General features: G+C 59.3%; 14 protein-coding genes. All 14 read left to right on the top strand.

All coding sequences use genetic code 11. From position 1 onward, the window contains the following. Window positions 1–108 precede the first annotated feature (108 nt). The 14 genes from IDH44_RS14130 to IDH44_RS14065 all read left to right on the top strand — a co-directional run bounded on the left by IDH44_RS14130 (window position 109) and on the right by IDH44_RS14065 (window position 19,315). On the top strand, window positions 109–1,026 hold the full coding sequence (locus tag IDH44_RS14130) for an ABC transporter permease (RefSeq protein WP_190918749.1): 918 nt from the start codon (window positions 109–111) through the stop codon (window positions 1,024–1,026). A gap of 27 nt (window positions 1,027–1,053) precedes the next feature. Then, window positions 1,054–1,953, top strand: a complete 900-nt coding sequence (locus tag IDH44_RS14125) for a carbohydrate ABC transporter permease (RefSeq protein ID WP_190918671.1) — start codon at window positions 1,054–1,056, stop codon at window positions 1,951–1,953. A 37-nt stretch (window positions 1,954–1,990) separates the two neighbouring features. Then, window positions 1,991–3,652 (top strand): type 2 periplasmic-binding domain-containing protein, encoded by a 1,662-nt coding sequence (locus tag IDH44_RS14120; protein ID WP_190918669.1) that lies wholly within the window; start codon window positions 1,991–1,993, stop codon window positions 3,650–3,652. Between the two features lie 277 nt (window positions 3,653–3,929). Then, window positions 3,930–4,349, top strand: a complete 420-nt coding sequence (locus IDH44_RS14115) for an AbrB/MazE/SpoVT family DNA-binding domain-containing protein (protein WP_190918667.1) — start codon at window positions 3,930–3,932, stop codon at window positions 4,347–4,349. Beyond that, a complete protein-coding gene (locus tag IDH44_RS27395) occupies window positions 4,294–4,593 on the top strand; it encodes a type II toxin-antitoxin system RelE/ParE family toxin (protein WP_190918665.1) in 300 nt (99 codons plus the stop codon). Before IDH44_RS14115 ends, IDH44_RS27395 begins: the two co-directional genes overlap by 56 nt. Window positions 4,594–4,770: 177 nt before the next feature. Next, window positions 4,771–8,853, top strand: coding sequence for a hypothetical protein (locus IDH44_RS14105; RefSeq protein WP_190918663.1), 4,083 nt, complete (start codon window positions 4,771–4,773; stop codon window positions 8,851–8,853). Window positions 8,854–8,870: 17 nt separating this feature from the next. Further along, window positions 8,871–9,950, top strand: coding sequence for a dienelactone hydrolase family protein (locus IDH44_RS14100; RefSeq protein WP_190918661.1), 1,080 nt, complete (start codon window positions 8,871–8,873; stop codon window positions 9,948–9,950). A 432-nt stretch (window positions 9,951–10,382) separates the two neighbouring features. Further along, entirely contained in the window at window positions 10,383–11,915 is a 1,533-nt protein-coding gene (locus IDH44_RS14095; RefSeq protein WP_190918659.1) for an ABC transporter substrate-binding protein, read from the top strand. 77 nt (window positions 11,916–11,992) lie between these two features. Then, window positions 11,993–14,263, top strand: a complete 2,271-nt coding sequence (locus IDH44_RS14090) for a cache domain-containing protein (protein ID WP_190918658.1) — start codon at window positions 11,993–11,995, stop codon at window positions 14,261–14,263. Between the two features lie 167 nt (window positions 14,264–14,430). Next, entirely contained in the window at window positions 14,431–15,324 is an 894-nt protein-coding gene (locus IDH44_RS14085) for an ABC transporter permease (RefSeq protein WP_223869676.1), read from the top strand. A 16-nt stretch (window positions 15,325–15,340) separates the two neighbouring features. Beyond that, window positions 15,341–16,225 carry a carbohydrate ABC transporter permease gene (locus IDH44_RS14080; protein WP_190918655.1) on the top strand — a complete coding sequence of 295 codons (885 nt, stop codon included), beginning with the start codon at window positions 15,341–15,343 and terminating at the stop codon, window positions 16,223–16,225. Window positions 16,226–16,268: 43 nt separating this feature from the next. Then, on the top strand, window positions 16,269–17,336 hold the full coding sequence (locus IDH44_RS14075) for a Gfo/Idh/MocA family protein (RefSeq protein WP_190918653.1): 1,068 nt from the start codon (window positions 16,269–16,271) through the stop codon (window positions 17,334–17,336). Beyond that, window positions 17,333–18,094, top strand: a complete 762-nt coding sequence (locus IDH44_RS14070) for a ThuA domain-containing protein (protein ID WP_190918651.1) — start codon at window positions 17,333–17,335, stop codon at window positions 18,092–18,094. Before IDH44_RS14075 ends, IDH44_RS14070 begins: the two co-directional genes overlap by 4 nt. 321 nt (window positions 18,095–18,415) lie before the next feature. Then, on the top strand, window positions 18,416–19,315 hold the full coding sequence (locus IDH44_RS14065; RefSeq protein ID WP_190918747.1) for an ABC transporter permease: 900 nt from the start codon (window positions 18,416–18,418) through the stop codon (window positions 19,313–19,315). Window positions 19,316–19,319 lie beyond the last annotated feature (4 nt).

The following is a 19,319-nucleotide window of genomic DNA, read 5'->3' as shown; positions in this document are numbered from 1 at the left end:
AGCACAGCGGCAGGCAACACAAGGACGCGCTCAGCTGAGCAAGGGGGTGATCCGATGCAACATGCGAAAAATGGAAGCGCTTTAGAAGTGGCGGCGGCGCCGCCGCTCATGCGAAAAAAGAAGAACGGGGGGATGGGATTTCTTCGCCGCGACTGGCAGCTGTATTTCTTGTTGACGATTCCGCTGGCTTTTGTGCTGCTGTTCAAGTACGGACCGATGACGGGGCTCGTGCTGGCCTTCAAGGATTACAAGATTGCCCGCGGCTTCTGGGGCAGCGAGTGGGTCGGGCTAGAGGTGTTTCACGAAATTTTTGCCAAGTACGACTTTATCCGCGCGGTGCGCAACACGCTGCTCCTGAACAGTCTGGATCTGGTCTTCAGCTTCACGATGCCGATCGTGCTCGCCTTGCTGCTCAGCGAGATCCGCAGCGTGCGCTTCAAGCGCATCAATCAGACGCTGCTGTATCTGCCGCACTTCCTGTCCTGGATCATCATCGGCGCGATCGCGTACCAATTGCTCAGCGAGGGCAACGGCGTCGTCAACAACGTGATCGTCATGATGGGCGGCGAGCGGATTCCGTTCCTGCAGCAGGATACGAACTGGCTGTTCTCTTATCTGGCGATCGGGGTGTGGCAGAGCATGGGCTGGGGTACGATTATCTATCTGGCCTCGATCAGCAGCATCAATCCGGAGCTGTACGAGGCGGCGACCGTAGACGGCGCGGGGCGCTGGCGCAAGGCCTGGAATGTGACGCTGCCCTCGATTCGGGTGACGATTGTTACGCTGCTTATTCTGAATCTGGGCAAGATCATGGAGGGCTCGTTCGAGCGCGTCTTTGCGTTGCAAAACAAGGCCACCACCGAATTCACAACGACGATCCCGGTGCTCGTCTATCGCTGGGGCATCGAAAGCGGCGACTTCAGCCGCGCCACCGCGCTCGGCCTGTTCCAGGCGCTCATCGGCCTGGCGCTCGTACTGGCCGCGGACCGGATCGCCAAGCGGCTCGGCGAGGACGGGCTTCTGTAGCCAATGGGAGAGGAGGGAGGAGAATCGATGAAAGCCGCTGCAGGAATGCTGGCCGGGGCGAGCCGCAAGCGTCCCGATATCTGGGCCGTGCTGATTGGCACCGCGCTCATTCTGACCTCGCTGGCCTGTCTGCTGCCGTTTGTGCACGTCGTGGCCAAGTCGCTCAGCGCGGATGCGTATGTCATCGCGAACAAGGTCATTTTATGGCCCCAGGGCTTCACGCTTGAGGCGTACGGCAAAATTCTGGCGGACAAGAGCATTCTGCGCTCGCTCTATGTCTCGGTCGTGGTCACCGTGCTCTTCACCGTCATCGGCATGGTCCTTACGATCTGCGCGGCCTATCCGCTCTCGCGCAAGCAGCTCAAGGGCCGCGCGCTGCTGACGTTTATCTTTTTGTTCACGATGTACTTCCACGGCGGCATCATTCCCGACTACATGCTGGTGAACAGTCTCGGCATGCTCGATACGATGTGGTCGCTCGTGCTGCCGCTGGCCTTCAGCGCCTTCAACCTGCTGATCATGAAGACGTCGCTGGCCAGCACGATCCCGGACAGTCTGGAGGAGTCGGCGCGGATCGACGGAGCGGGGCACTTCCGCATCCTGTGGAGCATCGTGCTGCCGCTCTCCAAGCCGATCATGGCCACGCTGGCGCTCTTCTACGCGGTCGGCCGCTGGAATGCGTACCAGGACGCGCTGTTCTACATCAAGCAGAATGTCGACATGCGGCCGCTCCAGCTCAAGCTGTATTACCTCGTCATCCAGGCGAGCGAGAGCTTCCAACTGGAAGCGACCCAGGTGCAGCTCACTAATCCCGAGGTGCTCAAGGCCTCGTGCGTCGTATTCGCGACGCTGCCGATCCTCTGCGTCTACCCGTTCATCCAGAAGTACTTCGTGCAAGGGGTCATGCTGGGGGCAATCAAGGAATAACGCATCATCCACATTGCCAATTATGGGGGGAACGAAAATGCGAAAAATTAGAATCGCAATGCTGACGATGGCCCTGGTCCTCGTCCTGAGTGTCCTGGCGGCCTGTACCGATGGCAACAACGGCACGGACAGTAACGGCAATAACACGCCGCCGGCAGGGGAGGGCGCGAGCGACAATGGGGGCAACGCCGATGCAGACGGCGAGTACGCCGATTATTCGGGCGGCTTCCCGGAGCGGGTGACGCTGGAGATCCCGGTCTACGAGCGCGCCTTCGAGGGCTGGAACGTGACCGACAACTACTATACGCGCTGGATGCAACAGGAGTTCGGCGATCCGAACAACATCGAGGTCAAATTCACGCCGATCACCCGCAGCAGCGAGGTCACCGACTATGAGCAACTGCTCGCCTCGCGCAGAGCGCCGGACATCATCTTCCACTACGACATGCCGCAGGCGCTCGCCTATTACGGCGAGGACGTCATGCAGGAGCTGGACTACGGCGAGATCGAGCATTACGCGCCGACCTACTGGGCTAATATGCGCGCGACGATCGAGCAGTACGGCAGCGTGAACGGCGAGCGTGTCTTCTTCTTCGCGGCGCGTCCGGCCGCGGACAACTTCACGACGCTGATCCGCAAGGACTGGGTGGAGCAGGTCGGCATGAAGGTGGAAGATCTGACCTCGCTGGAGACGTACAACGACATGCTCGCGAAGTGGAAGGAAGCCAGGCTGGGCGTAGGCGGCGCCAGCCTGCTGCAAAACAATTACACGTACAGCTACCCGTTCCGCGAGTGGCCGATCGACGAGCAGGAGCGGGCCCTCTACTCTGATCTGAGCGTCGCCGATCTGACCTGGGCGGCCAGCGAGCGCTACCTGCGCAACCTGAATACACAATACAACAACGGCTGGATCGACCGGGAATTCTACCTGCGCAACGACGACAACAAGATCAAGGCCGAATTCGTCGCGGGCAAGACGGGCACGTACGGCCTGTACCTGACAAGCAATGCCGACGTCTTCGCCGCGACGCTGGCGAACAATCCGGATGCGGAATTCGCGATCCTGCCGCCGCGCGCGCTCATCCCGGAGGGCTACGAGCCGCAGGGCCGCGCGTACTGGCCGTTCGGCCTGATCATGGGCATCAATTACGAGAGCACGCCGGAGGAGCGCGCCGCCGTCTGGATGTACCTCGAGTGGATGAGCCAGCCGGACAATCTGTTCTTCCTGCAGAACGGGGTGGAGGGGCAGAACTATACGCTCGATGCGGACGGCATCGCCGTCAAGGAGGCCGACTACGCCGGGGAATCGAAGCTGTCGAACAACAACAACAAGGACTACTGGGCGCTGGTGACGGAGATGGCCGAGTATGAGAGCGCCGAGGTGACGCGCAAGGCGTACCTGCGCAATTGGGCGCCGCCGGGCTACGAAGGGCTGGCCGAGGTCATGCTGCAGTATTATGACGAGGTGGCGGAGTATCGCACTCCGGATGCGCTGTACAGCGTCGTACTGGAGACGGTCGGCGAGTACAAGGCCGATCTGAACGCGCTGTTCCAGGAGCTGTACGTCAAGCTGGCGCTGGCTCCCGAGGGCGAATTCGACGCGCTCTACGAGGATGCCAAGCAGACCTATCTGGACGCCGGGTACCAGGAGATCCTGGACGAGAAGCAGCAGGCGATCGAGGCGGGGCAATATAGCTAACGGAACGGATTAGCGTCGCTCACAACCGTTAGCGTATGAAATCAGGGGCGCTCGATCTACGCAACGGTCAATCGCATCCTGCTACGTTTGATGATTCGTCATGAGTTACGCACAGTTCATTCACAAGTTATGCACAATTTTTGTGTATAACTTGTGAACATCGCTGTGGATAACAAAAAATTACATCCTTACTGCGTAAGGATTGACTGATGACATCGTGTTATGCTACATTATCCTTACTCAGTAATGATGGGTTAAGAAAAGGTGAGAATATAACATGATGATGAAAAAGTTAACGGGGGTTAACGAATACCGAGACATTAAAATTACCAGTAAACGACAGCTGACGATCCCGAAAAGCTATTTTGATGCCCTAAACATAGAAGAAGAGGTCCACGCCTATTTGTTGGACGATGGCATATTTCTGCAGCCCGCACGAAGCCAAGAAACCCGTGAAGAAAAAGACATCCAGGCTATTGTGAAACAAGTTCTTTCCAAAGGACTCTCCGAGGAGCAATTGGCAGAAGAATTGACGCATCGGATTAACGAGTATCGCCGTTTGTTAAAGGACCGTGTTCAAACGTTTATGGAGGACATGGCGGATTCGGGATCTGAGGAAGACGAAGGGGATCTCGATTTCAATGGATTGGACGTATTCTTCGACAAAAAAAATGCAACGCCTCCTCAAGGGTCTTAACAAAAGAGCGCCTTCGGTTTACGCTGAAATTTTGAATCGACAGCAACGGATTGTGGCGGATCCCGATCAGGGCTATTCGCTCAGCGGGGATCTTCGGGAATTCAGGTCTTATGATTTTAAGCACCAAGGTATTGCGATTCGAATTTGTTACGTTTGTAATGAGCGGGACGCGCATATTGTGTTCGTTTATTGCGGTACGCGCGAAAACTTTTATAAAGATGTGAAAAATTATTTATTTCATTGAAATCATGAAGTTCTTGTTCCGGCCGATGCCCGCGCATCGGCCGTTTTTGCAGTGTAACCTGCTGATGTTGCAGTTTCAGCAGAGGTCAGGCGCCCGCTATACTGAGGAAGCCGAAAGGTCGCCATTCAAATGAAAGCGAATACATTTCGGCGAAACTCGAACACGGGAGGTTAAATGATGAAGAAAGGTAAGATTCAAGGGATCGCCGGGTTCTTGGCGGCGTGGCTGCTGGTGTTGGCCGCATGGCCGGCCGGTCCGGTGTACGGCGACGAGCCGGAGCCGCCTCCGTCGCTGCAAGCGTCCTATTATGTAGCGACGGACGGCGACGACGACAATCCCGGCACGGGGGCGCTGCCTTTTGCGACGCTGCAGCGAGCCCAGCAGGAGGTGCGGGCCGCCAACGACGCGATGACCGGCGATATCGTCGTCTATGTGCGCGGCGGGCGGTATGTCCAGTCCGATACCTGGGTGCTGGATGACCGCGATTCGGGAACGGGCGGGCACACGGTCGTCTACGCCGCATACGGTGCCGAGCAGCCCATCATCGAGGGTAGCCGCGACATTGGCGGCTGGTCACTGTACGACGCAGGGGCGAATATCTACGCTGCGCCGGCCGAGGCGTTGCAGACGCGGCAGTTGTACGTGAACGGCAACCGGGCCGTCCGGGCGCGTATGGAGCAAGCGCCTGCGGCCGCAGTCAAGACGGAGACCGGCTACACGAGCGACGATGCATGGCTGGCGACGCTGAGCGAGCCCGGCGAGGTGGAGGCGGTGTTCCAGGCGGCCTGGACGAGCCCGCGCATCCGAGTGGATACGATCACCGCGCAATCCGGGCAAGCGGAGATTGCGTTGCAGGCGACGCACTGGCAGCGCGTCATGAACCGCTCGCATCTGAAGCTGTGGTACCTGGAGAATGCTTACGCCTTTCTCGACCAGCCAGGCGAGTGGTATCTGGACGAGCAGGACGAGACGATCTATTACAAGCCGCGTCCCGGCGAGGATATGGGCACGGCGCGCGTCACGGCGCCGGTGCTCGAGCATCTGGTGCGCATCGATGGCGGCAGCGCGGATACGCCGGTGCAGGGCCTGCGCTTCGAAGGACTGGGTTTTGCGTATGCATCGTGGCAGCAGCCGACGGACGAGCTCGGCTGGATCGACGAGCAGAACAATTACAAGGTCGGCACGCTGGAGATGCCGGAAGCGGCGATGACGGTTCGTTTCGCGCAGGGCGTGACGTTCGAACGCTGCGAATTTTCTCATTTGGGAGGCACCGGCATCAATTTGCTGCAGGGCGTGCAGGACCACTTGATCCAGGGCGGCCGGTTCTACGACATCTCGGGTTCGGCGATCAATGCCGGCGAGACCTCCAAGCAGAACGCCGAGGTGTACAATCCGTCCGATACGCGTCTGATCCTGCGCAACAACGATATCGTCAACAACTATATTCACGACATCGGCGTCGAGTACAAGAGCGCGACGGCGCTGACTGTTGCGTTTCCGATGGACATCGACATCTCCCACAATGAGATTTTCAATGTGCCGTATTCGGGCATCAGCTTTTTCGGCAGCGTGTATGCGCCGGTGACGACGACGGCGGGCGCCAAGGTACAGCACAATTTCATTCATCATCTCATGAACGACGGCATGTTCGACGGCGGGGCGATCTACGCTTTCGGCGTCACGGGCGGAACGGCCGAGCAGCCCAATCTGATCTCCGGCAACTATATCAAAAATCAGATGAATCGCTATGCCGCCATTTACATGGATCAATCGTCGAACGATTGGCTGATCGAGGATAACGTGATCGATCTGCGGGCCGCGCCGATCTGGGATGATATCTACGATACGAACTGGGCGTTTGCCAATGTGCGAGCAAGCGATCTTGAATTCACGCATAACTACAGCACGACGAGCGCCTTCTGGAATAAAAGCGGAGAGGACAGCATCGTCCAGACGAATACGCACATTCATCCGGATGCCAACTGGCCGTCTGCGGCGCAGGCAATCATCGGCAATGCGGGACTAGAGCCGGCGTATCAGGATCTGGCGGCAGGTACGATCGAACGGGTCGACGTGCCGGCCACGCTCAATCTGGAGACGGCGCAGACCGCTATGCTCGATGTGGGCGCGGCGAACGGCCGCGGCGAGCCGATCAGCCTGGCGGGGGCGCAGATTCATTATGTCAGCGCCGATCCGTCGATCGCGACGGTGGATGCGAGCGGCCTCGTCACGGCCGTCGACGCCGGGCACACGACGCTGGACCTGTATATCTACCTCCAGGGCCGCCTCGTACGACAGACGATCGCGGTCTATGTGGACGATGTGCTGGACGACATCGAGGTGTACTACGCACTGGAGAATGTCAAGCATATCGTGCCGGAGCGCCTGGTCTTCGTGCCCGGGAGCGTTCGACAGCTCGTCGCGCGGGGCATCACCCGGGACGGGCAGATTCTGGGGAGCGGCAACGTGAGCATCGCGAGCAGCGACCCCACGGTCGCATCGGTCGTATACGGACAGCTGACGACCGGCGTCGTCGGCACAGCGGATCTGACCTTCACGACTTCGCTGAACGGCGTGGTCGTCAGCCGGACGGTGGAGATCATTGTCGCGGACTACAGCGATCCGACCAGTCTGACCGTACCGGCCTATTCGCTCAACGAGGCGATCCGCGATCCGCGCGGCTGGTATTCCAGACTGCCCAGCGGGACGATTACGCCGGGATCGGGCACGCTGGACATCGACACGCCGGGCAGCGGCTATGCCTTCTACGAAGATCTGCAATTCGGCGACGAGCTGCTGTCTATGAATATGAAGATCAATGCGACCGGCGGCTGGCCGGCGATCGTGCTGCGCAACCAGCGCGTAGACAGGGACTTCACCGCGGCGGATAACAGCTTGTACATGATCTGCATCAAGGCGAACATCATTGAGCTGCATCGCTTCGCGGGCGGCGAGCGGACGGTGTTCTTCGGCGAGATCGCCGGCTTCGACAGTCTCGGCGCGGCTTCCTATCCGAATCACGCGATTCCGTTCCACGAGACCCGCCTCGTACAGGCGGGCGCAGTCACCGAGCCGGGCGGCGTGCGCATTATCCTGAACGTAGACGGGCAGAATGTCTTCACGTATCTCGATACAAGTGAGGACCGGATCACCGAGGATGGCTACTTCGGCCTGTATGCCCGCTCGGGCAGCATCACACTCGGCGAGACGGACATCGGACTGCCCGGCGAGGAGGTATGGCCGATCCCGGACGACCCGACTGCGGAGCTGTGGGGGAGCGGCCAGGCAGTCACGGGCGGTACCGTGACGATGACCGGAGCGGTCGTGCCCAACAGCGCGCTTGACGTGGTCTCGGCAGAGCTGACGTATGATCCGGCGGTACTGGAATACGCCGGTATCGCTTCGCTGGCGGACGGCGTCTCGGTCAGTGTGACGGAGGCGGTGTACGGGACGCTGGAGCTGAGCTTCAGCGGGACGGGGACGGCCCTGGAAGGGTACGACCCGCAGGCGCTGTTCGCGGCGACCTTCGAGGCGAGCAGCGCCGATCCGGACACGGCAGTCACGCTGTCCGGCGTCGTGCTGACAGATGCGGGCGACGACGAGATCCAGACGACTTCCGTCGCGCGGACGCTCGCGATCCGATCGCCTGCGCCTGGCGGCATCTACGAGCATTTCGATGCGTATGCCGCGGGCAGCCTCGCGGGCGTCTCGGGCTACACCGCGGTGCCCGCCGATCTGGGCTACTACACCGCAGCGACCTCGCCGAGCGCGACTGATCGAAGCCTGCGCCTGTACAAGACGTCGACAGACGACGCGGCCACGTCAACGCTGGCCAAGGTGTACAGTCCATCCGGCATGACCGGCCAGGTGCGCGTCAGCTACCAGCTCATGAAGGCGAGCGGGACGGACAGTCCGCAGAGCTTTGTCAATCTGCGCGACACGACCGGCAAGGTGATCGCCACGATCATTATGGACAGCTCGCTGCGTGTGCGACTGGACGAAGATTATACGCTGGTGAGCGCCGGGCATCTGCAGGAGGACCGGTGGTACGAGGTGACGCTGGAGCTTGATTTCGATGCGCATACCGCCAGTGTGCGGATCGAGGAGCTGGCGGGCGAGCAGCGCGTATGGGCGCTCGGTGCCCAGGAGATGCAGTCTGCCCTCGCGGCCAACATCTCCAGAGCGGAGTATGTGCTGTGGCGCACGCGTACCGCGTCGTACCTGTACAACAATCTGGCGATCGAGCCGATCGCGGACTGAGGAGGATGCGCGCGACTATGTCTGAAGACAACGCAGGACGAGAAGGGCAGTTGTACCGCGAACCCGAAGATGCGGGGAATCGGTATCGCGCCGCGCAATTGGACGAGATGGAGACCTGGATCGCCGCGCAGCAGCGCCAATCGGCGGACCGGCGTGCCCGCTACTTCACGCCGGATTATGCCGATTGTGCGGCGTATGCAGCCAGTACGACGTCGTACCGCCAAGACCTGGCGGACTTGCTGGGGCTGCCGTCGGCAGTGCTCGAGGCGCAATCGCTGCTGCAGCCAGCCGCCTCGGGCGAAGCCCGCTACGAGCAGGTGGCCGCGGACGAGCTGGGGACCGTCTATCGGGTGACGATCCCGGTGGCGGAGGGGCTGCACGCCTACGGACTCTTCCTGCGCCCGCCCGGCGCAGGGCCGTTCCCGCTCGTGGTGGCGCAGCATGGCGGACAAGGTACGCCGGAGCTGACGGCCGGTTTCTTTGGCTCCGCCAATTACAATGACATGACGCGCCGCATTGTGCGGCGGGGAGCGGCGGTTTTTGCGCCGCAGCTGCTGCTGTGGGAAGGGGGCCGCTTCGGACCGCGCTTCGATCGGCGGCAGATCGATACCCGGCTCAAGCAGCTCGGCATCTCCATTGCGGGATTGGAGCTGTACAAGCTGCGGCGCAGCCTCGACGTCTTGCTGCAGCGGCCCGATCTGGACGCTGCGCGGGTCGGCATGGCCGGCCTGTCCTATGGCGGGTTTTACACGCTGTTTGCAGCAGCGCTTGATCCCCGGATTGCAGTTGCGGTCAGCTCGTGCTATGTCAACGACCGCTACGCGTATCCGTGGTCGGATTGGACGTGGCCAGGCGCAGGCGTCCGCTTCCTCGATGCGGAGGTGTGCGGCCTGATCTGTCCGCGTCCGCTCTATCTGGAGGGCGGCGCCGCGGATACGGTGTTCGCGGCGAACGGCTTCCTGACGGAGAGCGCCAGGGCGCGGGCGCACTATGAGCGGTTGGGGCTCGGCGAGCGCTTCAGTGCCGTGCTCTTCGAGGGCGGACACGAGTTCAATACCGGAGCCGCGCCGCTGGATTTCTTGTTTTCCCATCTGTAAGCGCCTCGGACCGGCGCCGACTTCAGTCGGCGTCGGTTTTTGGCTTGAAAGAATAGAAAGTATATGATTATGGTTTATACTTGTCTATCTTTCTCGGAACGTAACTTGTGTCGTCGCCAAAGGATGGCGTCAGCCGTTTCGCCTTGCATCAATGATGGCAGGCCGGTGGAGGGCGTCATGGGGTGTCCGCCTTGCGCGCGAGTACTGTGGACTTGTCCGGCGTACTGCAAAATCGGATAATGGAGGCAGACCGGACGAATTTAAAGCCGTGCCGGACGATTTTGCAGTGTTTTTTGGCGCGCAGCGGCGCTATACTTCAAAATGTCGAGTCAACGGAGCGCCGCTTGCGATCGATACCCTCTATGTAAGCGTTACCGCCAAGCGATGCCGCAGACTGGAACAATCGTTTGAAGAAATGGGGTCTTGACCGGAATGAATCAACTATTGCGTACCATGCTTCTTTTGTCGCTTGTCGCAGTCCTGCTGCTGGCCGGCTGTCAGAGTGCGGAGCAAGCGGACAGCGACGGCGCCTCCACGCCGCCGGACAATGCATCGTCTTCGGCAGCCGCCGAGTCGACGGGAGCGCTCGAGCCGGTTCATTTGAAGTACTATTTTTTTGGCGCGACCAAGCCGGGCGACGAAGCGGTTTTTGCGGCAATCAATGCGATTTTGAAGAAAGAAATCAACACGACCGTTGATTTCATCAAAGTACCGAACGGCGACTATACCCAAAAAATGTCGATCATGGTCAATGCGCAGGAGGAGTTCGATCTGGCCTTCACGTCGCCGTACTACCTCAATTATTTCGAGCATGCAGCCAAGGGCTCGTTCGTCGACTTGACGGAGCTGCTGCCGGAATACGCGCCCCAGACATATGCCGAGCTGAAGCCGCAGATCTGGGACGCCGCGCGGGTGAACGGCAACATTTACGCTAGCATTAACCAGCAAATCTTTGCACGACAGTCGGGCTTCAGCATCAACAAGATGCTGGCGGATAAGTATCGGTTCGATCCGGCGAGCGTGCGTGAGCTGGCCGATCTCATCCCGTTCCTGGAGCAGGTGAAGGCGGGCGAGCCGGCGGCGGACACGGATCAACTGTACAACGCGCAGATGAAGAATCAAGTGTTTACCTACTTCTACCCCTACTACGAGTGGGAGTCGATCGGCGGTACGGACGTGCCGGGAATCGCCAGCTCGACCGAGGCGCGTCCCCGGGTATTCAACGAGTACGAGACACCGGAATTCAAATCCTTCATCCTCACACTCGCCGAGTTCCAGAAGAAGGGGCTGATCGCCAAGGATGCGCTGACTCGGCCGACCTTCGATGCGACGAAATATGCGGCCGCTCCGATTGCCACGCTCATGCCGGGGATCGAAGAAATCGTCAAAAAAACGCATGACGCCGAGCAGTACGTCATTCCGCTGGGCGAACCGATCCTGACCTCGCCCAATGCAATCGCCACCATGACGGCCGTCTCGAGCACCTCCCGTCACCCCGAGCGCGCGCTGATGGTGATCGAGCAGCTCAACACCAATAAGGAGCTGTTCAATACGCTCGTCTGGGGCATCGAGGGCGTCGATTACAAAAAAGTCGGCGACAATCGCGTTGAGTCGCTCGCCGGCGCGCCATACAGCAAGGCGTACGGCTGGATGTTCGGCAATGAATTCAACTCGTACGTGAGCGGCACGCAGCCGGATGACGTGTGGGAGCAGACCAAGGCGTTGAACGACTCGGCGACCGTATCGACGCTGTTCGGGTTCAGCTTCGATCCCGACTCGGTCAAGGCCGAGAGTGCGAATTGCGCTGCGATTGTGAACGAGTACCGGGCAGCGTTTAACACGGGCATGTACGCCGACGAGACCGAGCAAAAGTACGAGGAGTTCCTGGCCAAATTAAAAACAGCCGGCGTCGACAAGGTGCTGGCAGAGAAGCAAAAGCAACTGGATGCGTTTCTTGCGAATTAATCCAGGCACGGGCTCCCGGCCGTTCGCGGCCGGGCCTGCAGCCGGGGCGGCAGCGCATCATGAGGGGGAGTGGAAGCATGCCCGCGTTCATCGGCCGCCGAAAAAGAGGGGCCATCCTTAGCTATTTTAAACTATTCCTCTCGTTCGTCGCCATCGTTATGGCGGCGAATATTGCGTTGTCCGTGGCGATGTACAAGAGCGCCGAGCGGCATTCCGTCAGGCTGGTACAGACCTCCACCGCAGAGGCGCTCGGGCAAATCAGCTACAGCACAAACTTTATGTTCGAAGCGGCCAAGATGACGCTGATTCAATTGTACGCCAATCCATCCGTACTGAAGCTGATGAACCAGGCCGACCTGAGCGAGCTCGAGATGGCCTCGCTGCTTAATCAGGTCGGCAGCGTTCACCTTAACCTGCCGTTCTTGAATTCCATCTACATTTACAATCGTCGCGCGGGACACATGTATTTCGATGGCAAGGCGTATGCGGCGGACGACTTTCCGGATCGGGACATCGTACGTCGGCTGCGAGAGGGCGGGATTGCCAATCTGCGCCCGATCGCGCGGGCGATTCCGGCGCCGGAGGGCTATGCGAGTTCGTCCCCGAGCCTGGAGCAGACGGACGCCGTCTATTCGTTCGTCTTCTACGACAGCAGCTCCAGCCCGATCGCCAATGCGATCGTACTCAACGTATCGCAGCAATGGCTGCAGCATACGATCGAGTCGATGGACCCCCGTGTGAGCGGCAATACGCTGGTGGTTGATTCCGCCGGCCAGATCGTGGTGGGCAATGCCGAGTATGGTTATTTAAGCGGCGCGCGCGCGGACGAGCGCATTGCCCCGATCCTCGCAGCAGAGGCGCCAGCGGGTCATTTCATCCGGACGACAGAGGGGCGGAAGGAACTCGTGACGTACGTGTCCTCGCCGCTGCCGGACTGGAAATACATACGGTTTACGCCGTATGCGGCGATAGCCGGCACGTTCAAGCAACTGGTGGTGTGGACGTGGGTTATCTTTGGCATCGTCACCGTCTTGTCGGTGCTGGCGGCGCTGTACATCTCCAGATTCGTCTATGGCTTGTTCAATCGTAAAATCCGGGAGCTGGAAACCCGGCATGACCGCGAGAAGAATAGCGACTTCTCCAAAAAACAGCAGTTTTTGCGCTTGCTCGCATCGCGGGAGCTGGAGGAAGAGGTGCTGCGGCAGCGGCTGGCCAGGTACCAGATTGCGTTCCGCCTGGAGCTGGGCTTCATGACGGTAGTCTTCAAGATCGATCGCTATGCCGCCTATTGCCGGCAGTATACGCAGGCAGACCGCGAGCTGCTGGCCTACGGCATCATGAACGTGTCCAGCGAGCTGGCGGCGCCCTACGCCGTGCATGAAGCGGTCGATCTGGGCAACGGTTACCTCGCCCTGTTGTTGAATCTGGACGTGCAAGACAGCGAGGCCGTTGCCATCCGCCTGGAGCGGCTCGCGGCGGACATTCAGGACAAGGTGGCGAGCTACCTCGGCCAGTCTCTGTCGGCTGCGCTGGGCGAAGGGGTGGAGGAGCTGACGGACATCCCGAGCAGTATCGCGCGCTGCTTCGAGGCGCTGGAATATACGCTATACGAAGGGCCGCGCGCGCTGCTGCATGTCTCCCGCATCGAGGCGATCAAAAAAAAGGAATACGACCTTCCGGAAGAGGCGGTAAAAGCGTTGATTGCGGCGCTGTTTGAGGGTGACGGCGAAGCCATGCGCCGGCAGTGCGGCGTGCTGGTGGAAAGCACGCGCGGTCACGCCGCTGCCTCTGTCCAGACGATGGTGCTGCGGCTGGCGATGGCGCTGAAGGAAGGGCTGCAGCCCTACAGGGCGCTGGCGGACGAGATGAACTACGGGCCTTTTCTCGAGCTGGCGGGACGGATTGCCGAGCTTGAGACGCTGGAGGAGTTGTCGGAGCGCTTGCATATGCTGATGGCCAGGCTGCTGGATGTCGCCCGCCGTTCGCAGCAAGCGATGCAGAAATACGAGCGTTACAGCGAAATTTTGCAAGAGGTGCGGGCCTATGTCGAAGCCGACTATGCGAATCCGAATCTTAGCCCCGACCTGATTGCGCAGCGCTTCGAGCTGTCGGCGAAATATTTGCGGACGCTGTACCTGAAAGCATCGGGCGAATCGCTCGGCGAGTCCATCACGCGCTATCGGCTGGAGCGGGCCAAAGCCTTGCTTGAGGGTGACGGGTTAACGGTTCAAGAGGCGGCGGAGCGCAGCGGCTTCGTGAATGTCAATTATTTTTATACCCTGTTTAAAAAATACAACGGCATTACGCCAAACGAATTTCGAAATCGGAGCGTGATGAAATCGCGCTGAACAAGGTGCCGCATTTGGAGCGAATTCGGACGATCTTGCAGTAGGCGACGACGGGGAGCGGCGCTATACTGAGCTCGAGTCGTCACATGGCGACTCCATCAGGCAAGAAAGGAGTGCGGGCATATATGCAAACAGGGGGGCGCCGGCGAAGCAAGAAACATACCAGCTTGCGAAAAAACGGGCAGTTGATTGCCATGACGTTGCCGGCCATCTTGAAGATTTTTGTATTCGCGTATCTTCCGATGGCCGGCATTATCCTGGCGTTCAAGGATTACGTTCCGGTAAAAGGGATGTTCGGAAGTCCGTGGAACGGCTTTGAAAATTTTGCATTTTTCTTTCAATCTGCGGATGCCTGGCGCATTCTGCGCAACACAATCGGCTTGAACGCGCTTCTCATTGCAGCCGAATTGCTGGCCGGCGTACTTTTTGCGCTGCTGCTCTATGAGATTGCCAGCAAAAAGCTGCTGAAGGCGTATCAATCGGTCATGTTTTTTCCGTATTTTTTTTCCTGGGTGCTCGTCGGATTAATGATGACGACGCTGCTGGGCCCGTCTACCGGCATGCTGACCACGCTCATCCGCAAGCTGACCGGACATGAAGTGAGCTTTTACTCGGAGCCTTGGTATTGGCTCATTATTTTGCCGCTTGTCGCGGTATGGAAGGGAACCGGCTTCAGCAGCCTGATCTATTATTCCGCGCTGATGAGCATCGACAAGGAGCTGTTCGAAGCGGCCGAGATCGACGGCGCGACGCGGGTGCAATCGATCCGCCATATCTCTGTGCCGTTTTTGATCCCGATGATGGTGATGCTGACCATTCTGGCCATCGGCAATATTCTGCGTGCCGACTTCGGGTTATTTTATTTCGTGCCGCGCAATATCAGCGCGCTGTTCCCGGTGACGGACGTGCTGGATACGTATGTGTTTCGAGCGCTTACCGTCAACGGCGATTTTGCGATGAGCGCGGCGGTCGGTGTCTTCCAATCGGTGGTCGGATTTTTCATGATTCTCGGGACGAACTGGCTGGCCAAGCGGGTCAACCGGGATTATGGCCTGTTTTAAAGAGAGGGGGATGGACATGCGCGTCAGATGGTCCGTTCATCAGACGGTCGTGCACGCTTGTTTGCTGTTGTTCTGCTTCATGTGCCTGCTGCCGATGCTATTGACGATTTCGATTTCGCTGACCGATAGCGCCGTCATTCAGACGCACGGTTATCAGTTGTTCCCGGCCGAGTTTTCCTGGAAGGCGTATGCATTCATCTGGATGGACCCGAGCTCGCTGCTGGCCGGCTACCGCAATTCCATGCTGATTGTGGTCATCGGCACGGCGGGCAATATGCTCGTGACCTCGATGGTGGCCTATGCGCTGGCGCGGCGCGATTTCCGGTATCGCGGCGCCGTTTCCATTTATATTTTCGTGACGATGATTTTCAGTGGCGGCATCGTCCCGCTTTACATCCTGGTCGTGCAGTATCTGGATTGGAAAAACATGCTGATAGCGCTAATTGTACCGGCCTTTGCCGCGCCGTTCCAAATTTTTATGCTGCGGGTGTTTTTTCAGGAAATTCCGCCGGCCCTGCTGGAGTCGGCGAAGATCGACGGTTGCTCGGACTTTCGTGTGTACTGGAACATCGTGCTCCCGCTGTCGAAGCCGGCGCTGGCGACGGTGGCGCTGATGATGACGCTGCATTACTGGAACGAGACGTTCCACGCGCTATTGTTCATTGATCGGCCGACGCTCTATCCGATTCAACTCATCTTGAAAAACATTACGAGCTACATTGAAATGGTGCGGAGCGGAGGCGTCGATCCGGGCGGCCAGCCAATTGATCCGTCAACGGTGCCGACGGATTCGATCATGTACGCGATGATGGTGCTTACCTCGCTCCCGGTCATGTTTTTGTTCGCATTTCTGCAGAAATACTTTGTCAAGGGCTTGACCATCGGCGCCGTCAAGGGCTAGCGGCGCGGGCAAGCCAAATCGAGTAGAAAAGGTGGGATTACCCATGCGCAAGCTGAAAATCGGGATTGTCGGCACGGGAAAAATATTCGAAGGCGCGCATGCGCCGGGATGGCTGGCGAATCCGGATGTCGAGATTGCCGCGCTCTGCGATACGCATCTGCCTGCCGCGCAAGCGCAGGCCGAGCGACTCGGCGTACGTCGCGTTTACAGCAGCTACGAGGAGATGCTGGAGCAAGAAGAATTGGATGCGATCGACATCTGTACGCCGAATATCTACCATTCCGGCATCGCCGTCGCGGCACTGGACCGGGGCCTGCACGTTTTTAGCGAGAAGCCGGATGCGATCAGTCCGTCGGAGGCCAGGCGGATGGCCGATGCGGCGCAGCGCGCCGGCAAGGTGCTGATGGCGATGCGCAACAATCGCTTCACGCCGCAGGCCCGGTTCCTCAAGGCATACATCGATACCGGCGCAATGGGCGAGATCTATACGGCTCGGGCCGGTTGGCTGAGGCGACGCGGCATTCCGGGCCGCGGCGGCTGGTTCACGACCAAGGCGCTGTCCGGTGGCGGGCCGCTGATCGATCTGGGCGTACATATGCTCGATGTCGCCATCTGGCTGATGGGCAATCCGCGGCCGATCGCCGTCAGCGGTGCGACCTACACGAAGTTCGCCGATTCGACGATCGCGGTGTCTCCCGACGCGCGCTTCGGCACCCTCGTCGAGGGCGGCACCTTCGACGTGGAGGACCTGGCGACCGGCTTCATTCGTTTTGACAATGGCGCCTCGCTGCAGCTCGAATTCAGTTGGGCCGCCAATGTGGAGGAGGATATCAAGTTCGTCGAGCTGCGCGGTACGCAGGCCGGCTGCAGTCTGCGCAACGCCGAGCTGAAGCTGATGACGGAGCTTGCAGGCGCATTGTGCGACATCGCGCCTCGTCTGACACCGCCGCACGAGCTGCCCCATGCCCGCAATATCCATCACTTCGTCGATTGCATGCTTGGGCGGTCGCAGCCGCTGTATACCCCGGAGGAAGGGGTCGACAGGATCGCGATCCTCGGCGCACTCTATGAATCGGCCGGCAGAGGCCGGGAGGTGAGGTTGGGCGAATGAGCGAAGCGATCAAGGTGACGATCTGGAATGAATACCGTCACGAGCGGGAGCACCCGGATGTACAGGCGCTGTACCCGCTGGGGATGCATCACGCGATTGCCGAAGGGCTGACGGGCGGCCTGGCGATTCGTACGGCGACGCTGGACGAACCGGAGCATGGGCTGTCGGAGGAGGTGCTGGCGGATACGGATGTGTTGATCTGGTGGGGCCACCTCGCCCATAGGGAGGTGCGCGACGAGATTGCCGATCGCGTCGCTGCGCGGGTGCTCCGGGGGATGGGGCTGGTGGCGCTGCATTCCGCGCACTACGCCAAGGTGTTCCGCAAGCTCATGGGCACCAGCTGCTCCTTGCTGTATCGCGATGCAGGAGAGAAGGAGCGGCTCTGGGTGACGGCGCCCGGACACCCCATCGCATCGGGCATCGGCCCGTATTTTGAATTGGCCCAGGAGGAGATGTACGGCGAATTTTTTGATATTCCCGCGCCGGACGAGGTTGTCTTCACCAGTTGGTTTGCAGGCGGGAATGTGTTTCGCAGCGGGTGCTGCTTTCATCGCGGGCAGGGCAAGATTTTCTACTTCCGCCCCGGGCATGAGCGGTATCCCACCTATCGCGATTCGAATGTGCTGCGCGTCATCTCCAATGCCGTTCATTGGGCGGCTCCGGTGCGGCGCGAGCCGCCGCTGTATGGAAAGGCCGTACCGGCGCTGGAGGCGATTGGCCGCGCGGCGAACGGGGGAGGTGTGCCCGGAAGGCCCTGATTGGCATGGCGCGCAGTGGAATGTAACGTATAGCGTTCAGCAAATGCATCAAGGGCGCCAGAGGAGCGCCCTTATTTGCGTTGTACGTGCGTAGGGAGCGTCCTTGCCGAATGCCAATCCCCTTCTTTTCGACGATGTGCATTTCTTCTCCCCTTCCCTGAGCGCATCTGCACTGCATGAAACGACGACATCGGAAATAATGAGGATGGACCCCGTCTCCTCATTTGGGATATAGTGGCGAAGACACCGGGAGCCGACGCGAGCGGCGACCAGTGAAGCTTGCCGGAAGGGAATGAATGGGGGTTGAATCGTTTGGCCAGAGTGAGGGCGCGTCTGCTGCAGGATCGTTATTTATATGGCTTGTTAGTTCCGTTTGTGGTCTGGTATGTTTTGTTTCAATACAAGCCGCTGTACGGTCTGCTGATCGCGTTTCAGGATTTTAGCTTGTTCAAAGGAATCGAAGGGAGCCCCTGGGTCGGATTCGAGCATTTTGAAGCGTTTTTTACAGGGCCGTATTTTTGGCGCACGTTGAAAAATACGTTTTTGCTCAGTCTTTACCAGCTGGTGTTTGCCTTTCCGTTTCCGATCATTTTAGCGCTATTGCTTAACGAAGTGCGGCGACTTGCTTTTAAAAAGATTGTGCAAACGCTTACGTACTTGCCGCATTTTATTTCCGTCGTCATTGTCGCCGGTCTGGTCACGAATCTGCTGGCGCCGAGCAACGGCCTGGTCAACATTTTGATCGAGAAACTGGGCGGGGAGAAAATCTACTTCCTGATTCACCCGGACTATTTCCGAACGATTTTCATCGCCTCGATGGACATCTGGAAGGAAGCGGGCTTCGCGACCATCATTTATATCGCGGCCTTATCCGGCGTCAACCCGAGTCTGTACGAGGCGGCCGTCATCGACGGCGCCAACCGCTGGAAGCAGACCTGGCATGTCACGCTGCCCGCGATTTTGCCGACGGTAGCGATTATGCTGATCATGAAGGTGGGGCAACTGCTGGAGGTGGGCTACGAGGCCATTATCCTGCTGTACCAGCCCTCCACGTACGAGACGGCGGATGTCATCAGCACGTATGTCTACCGCACCGGCTTGCAGGAGGGCAACTACGACCTCGCGACGGCCGTCGGCATGTTTAACGGGGTGGTGGCGCTGATCTTAGTTATTTTCGCCAACAAGGTGAGCAAAAAATTGACCGATACCGGGCTATGGTAGGTGA

It is taken from the genome of Paenibacillus sabuli (assembly GCF_014705605.1).
Classification (GTDB): domain Bacteria; phylum Bacillota; class Bacilli; order Paenibacillales; family Paenibacillaceae; genus Paenibacillus_D; species Paenibacillus_D sabuli.
Note: the sequence above shows the minus strand (reverse complement) of the source record. Positions and strands in the feature narration are given on the sequence as shown.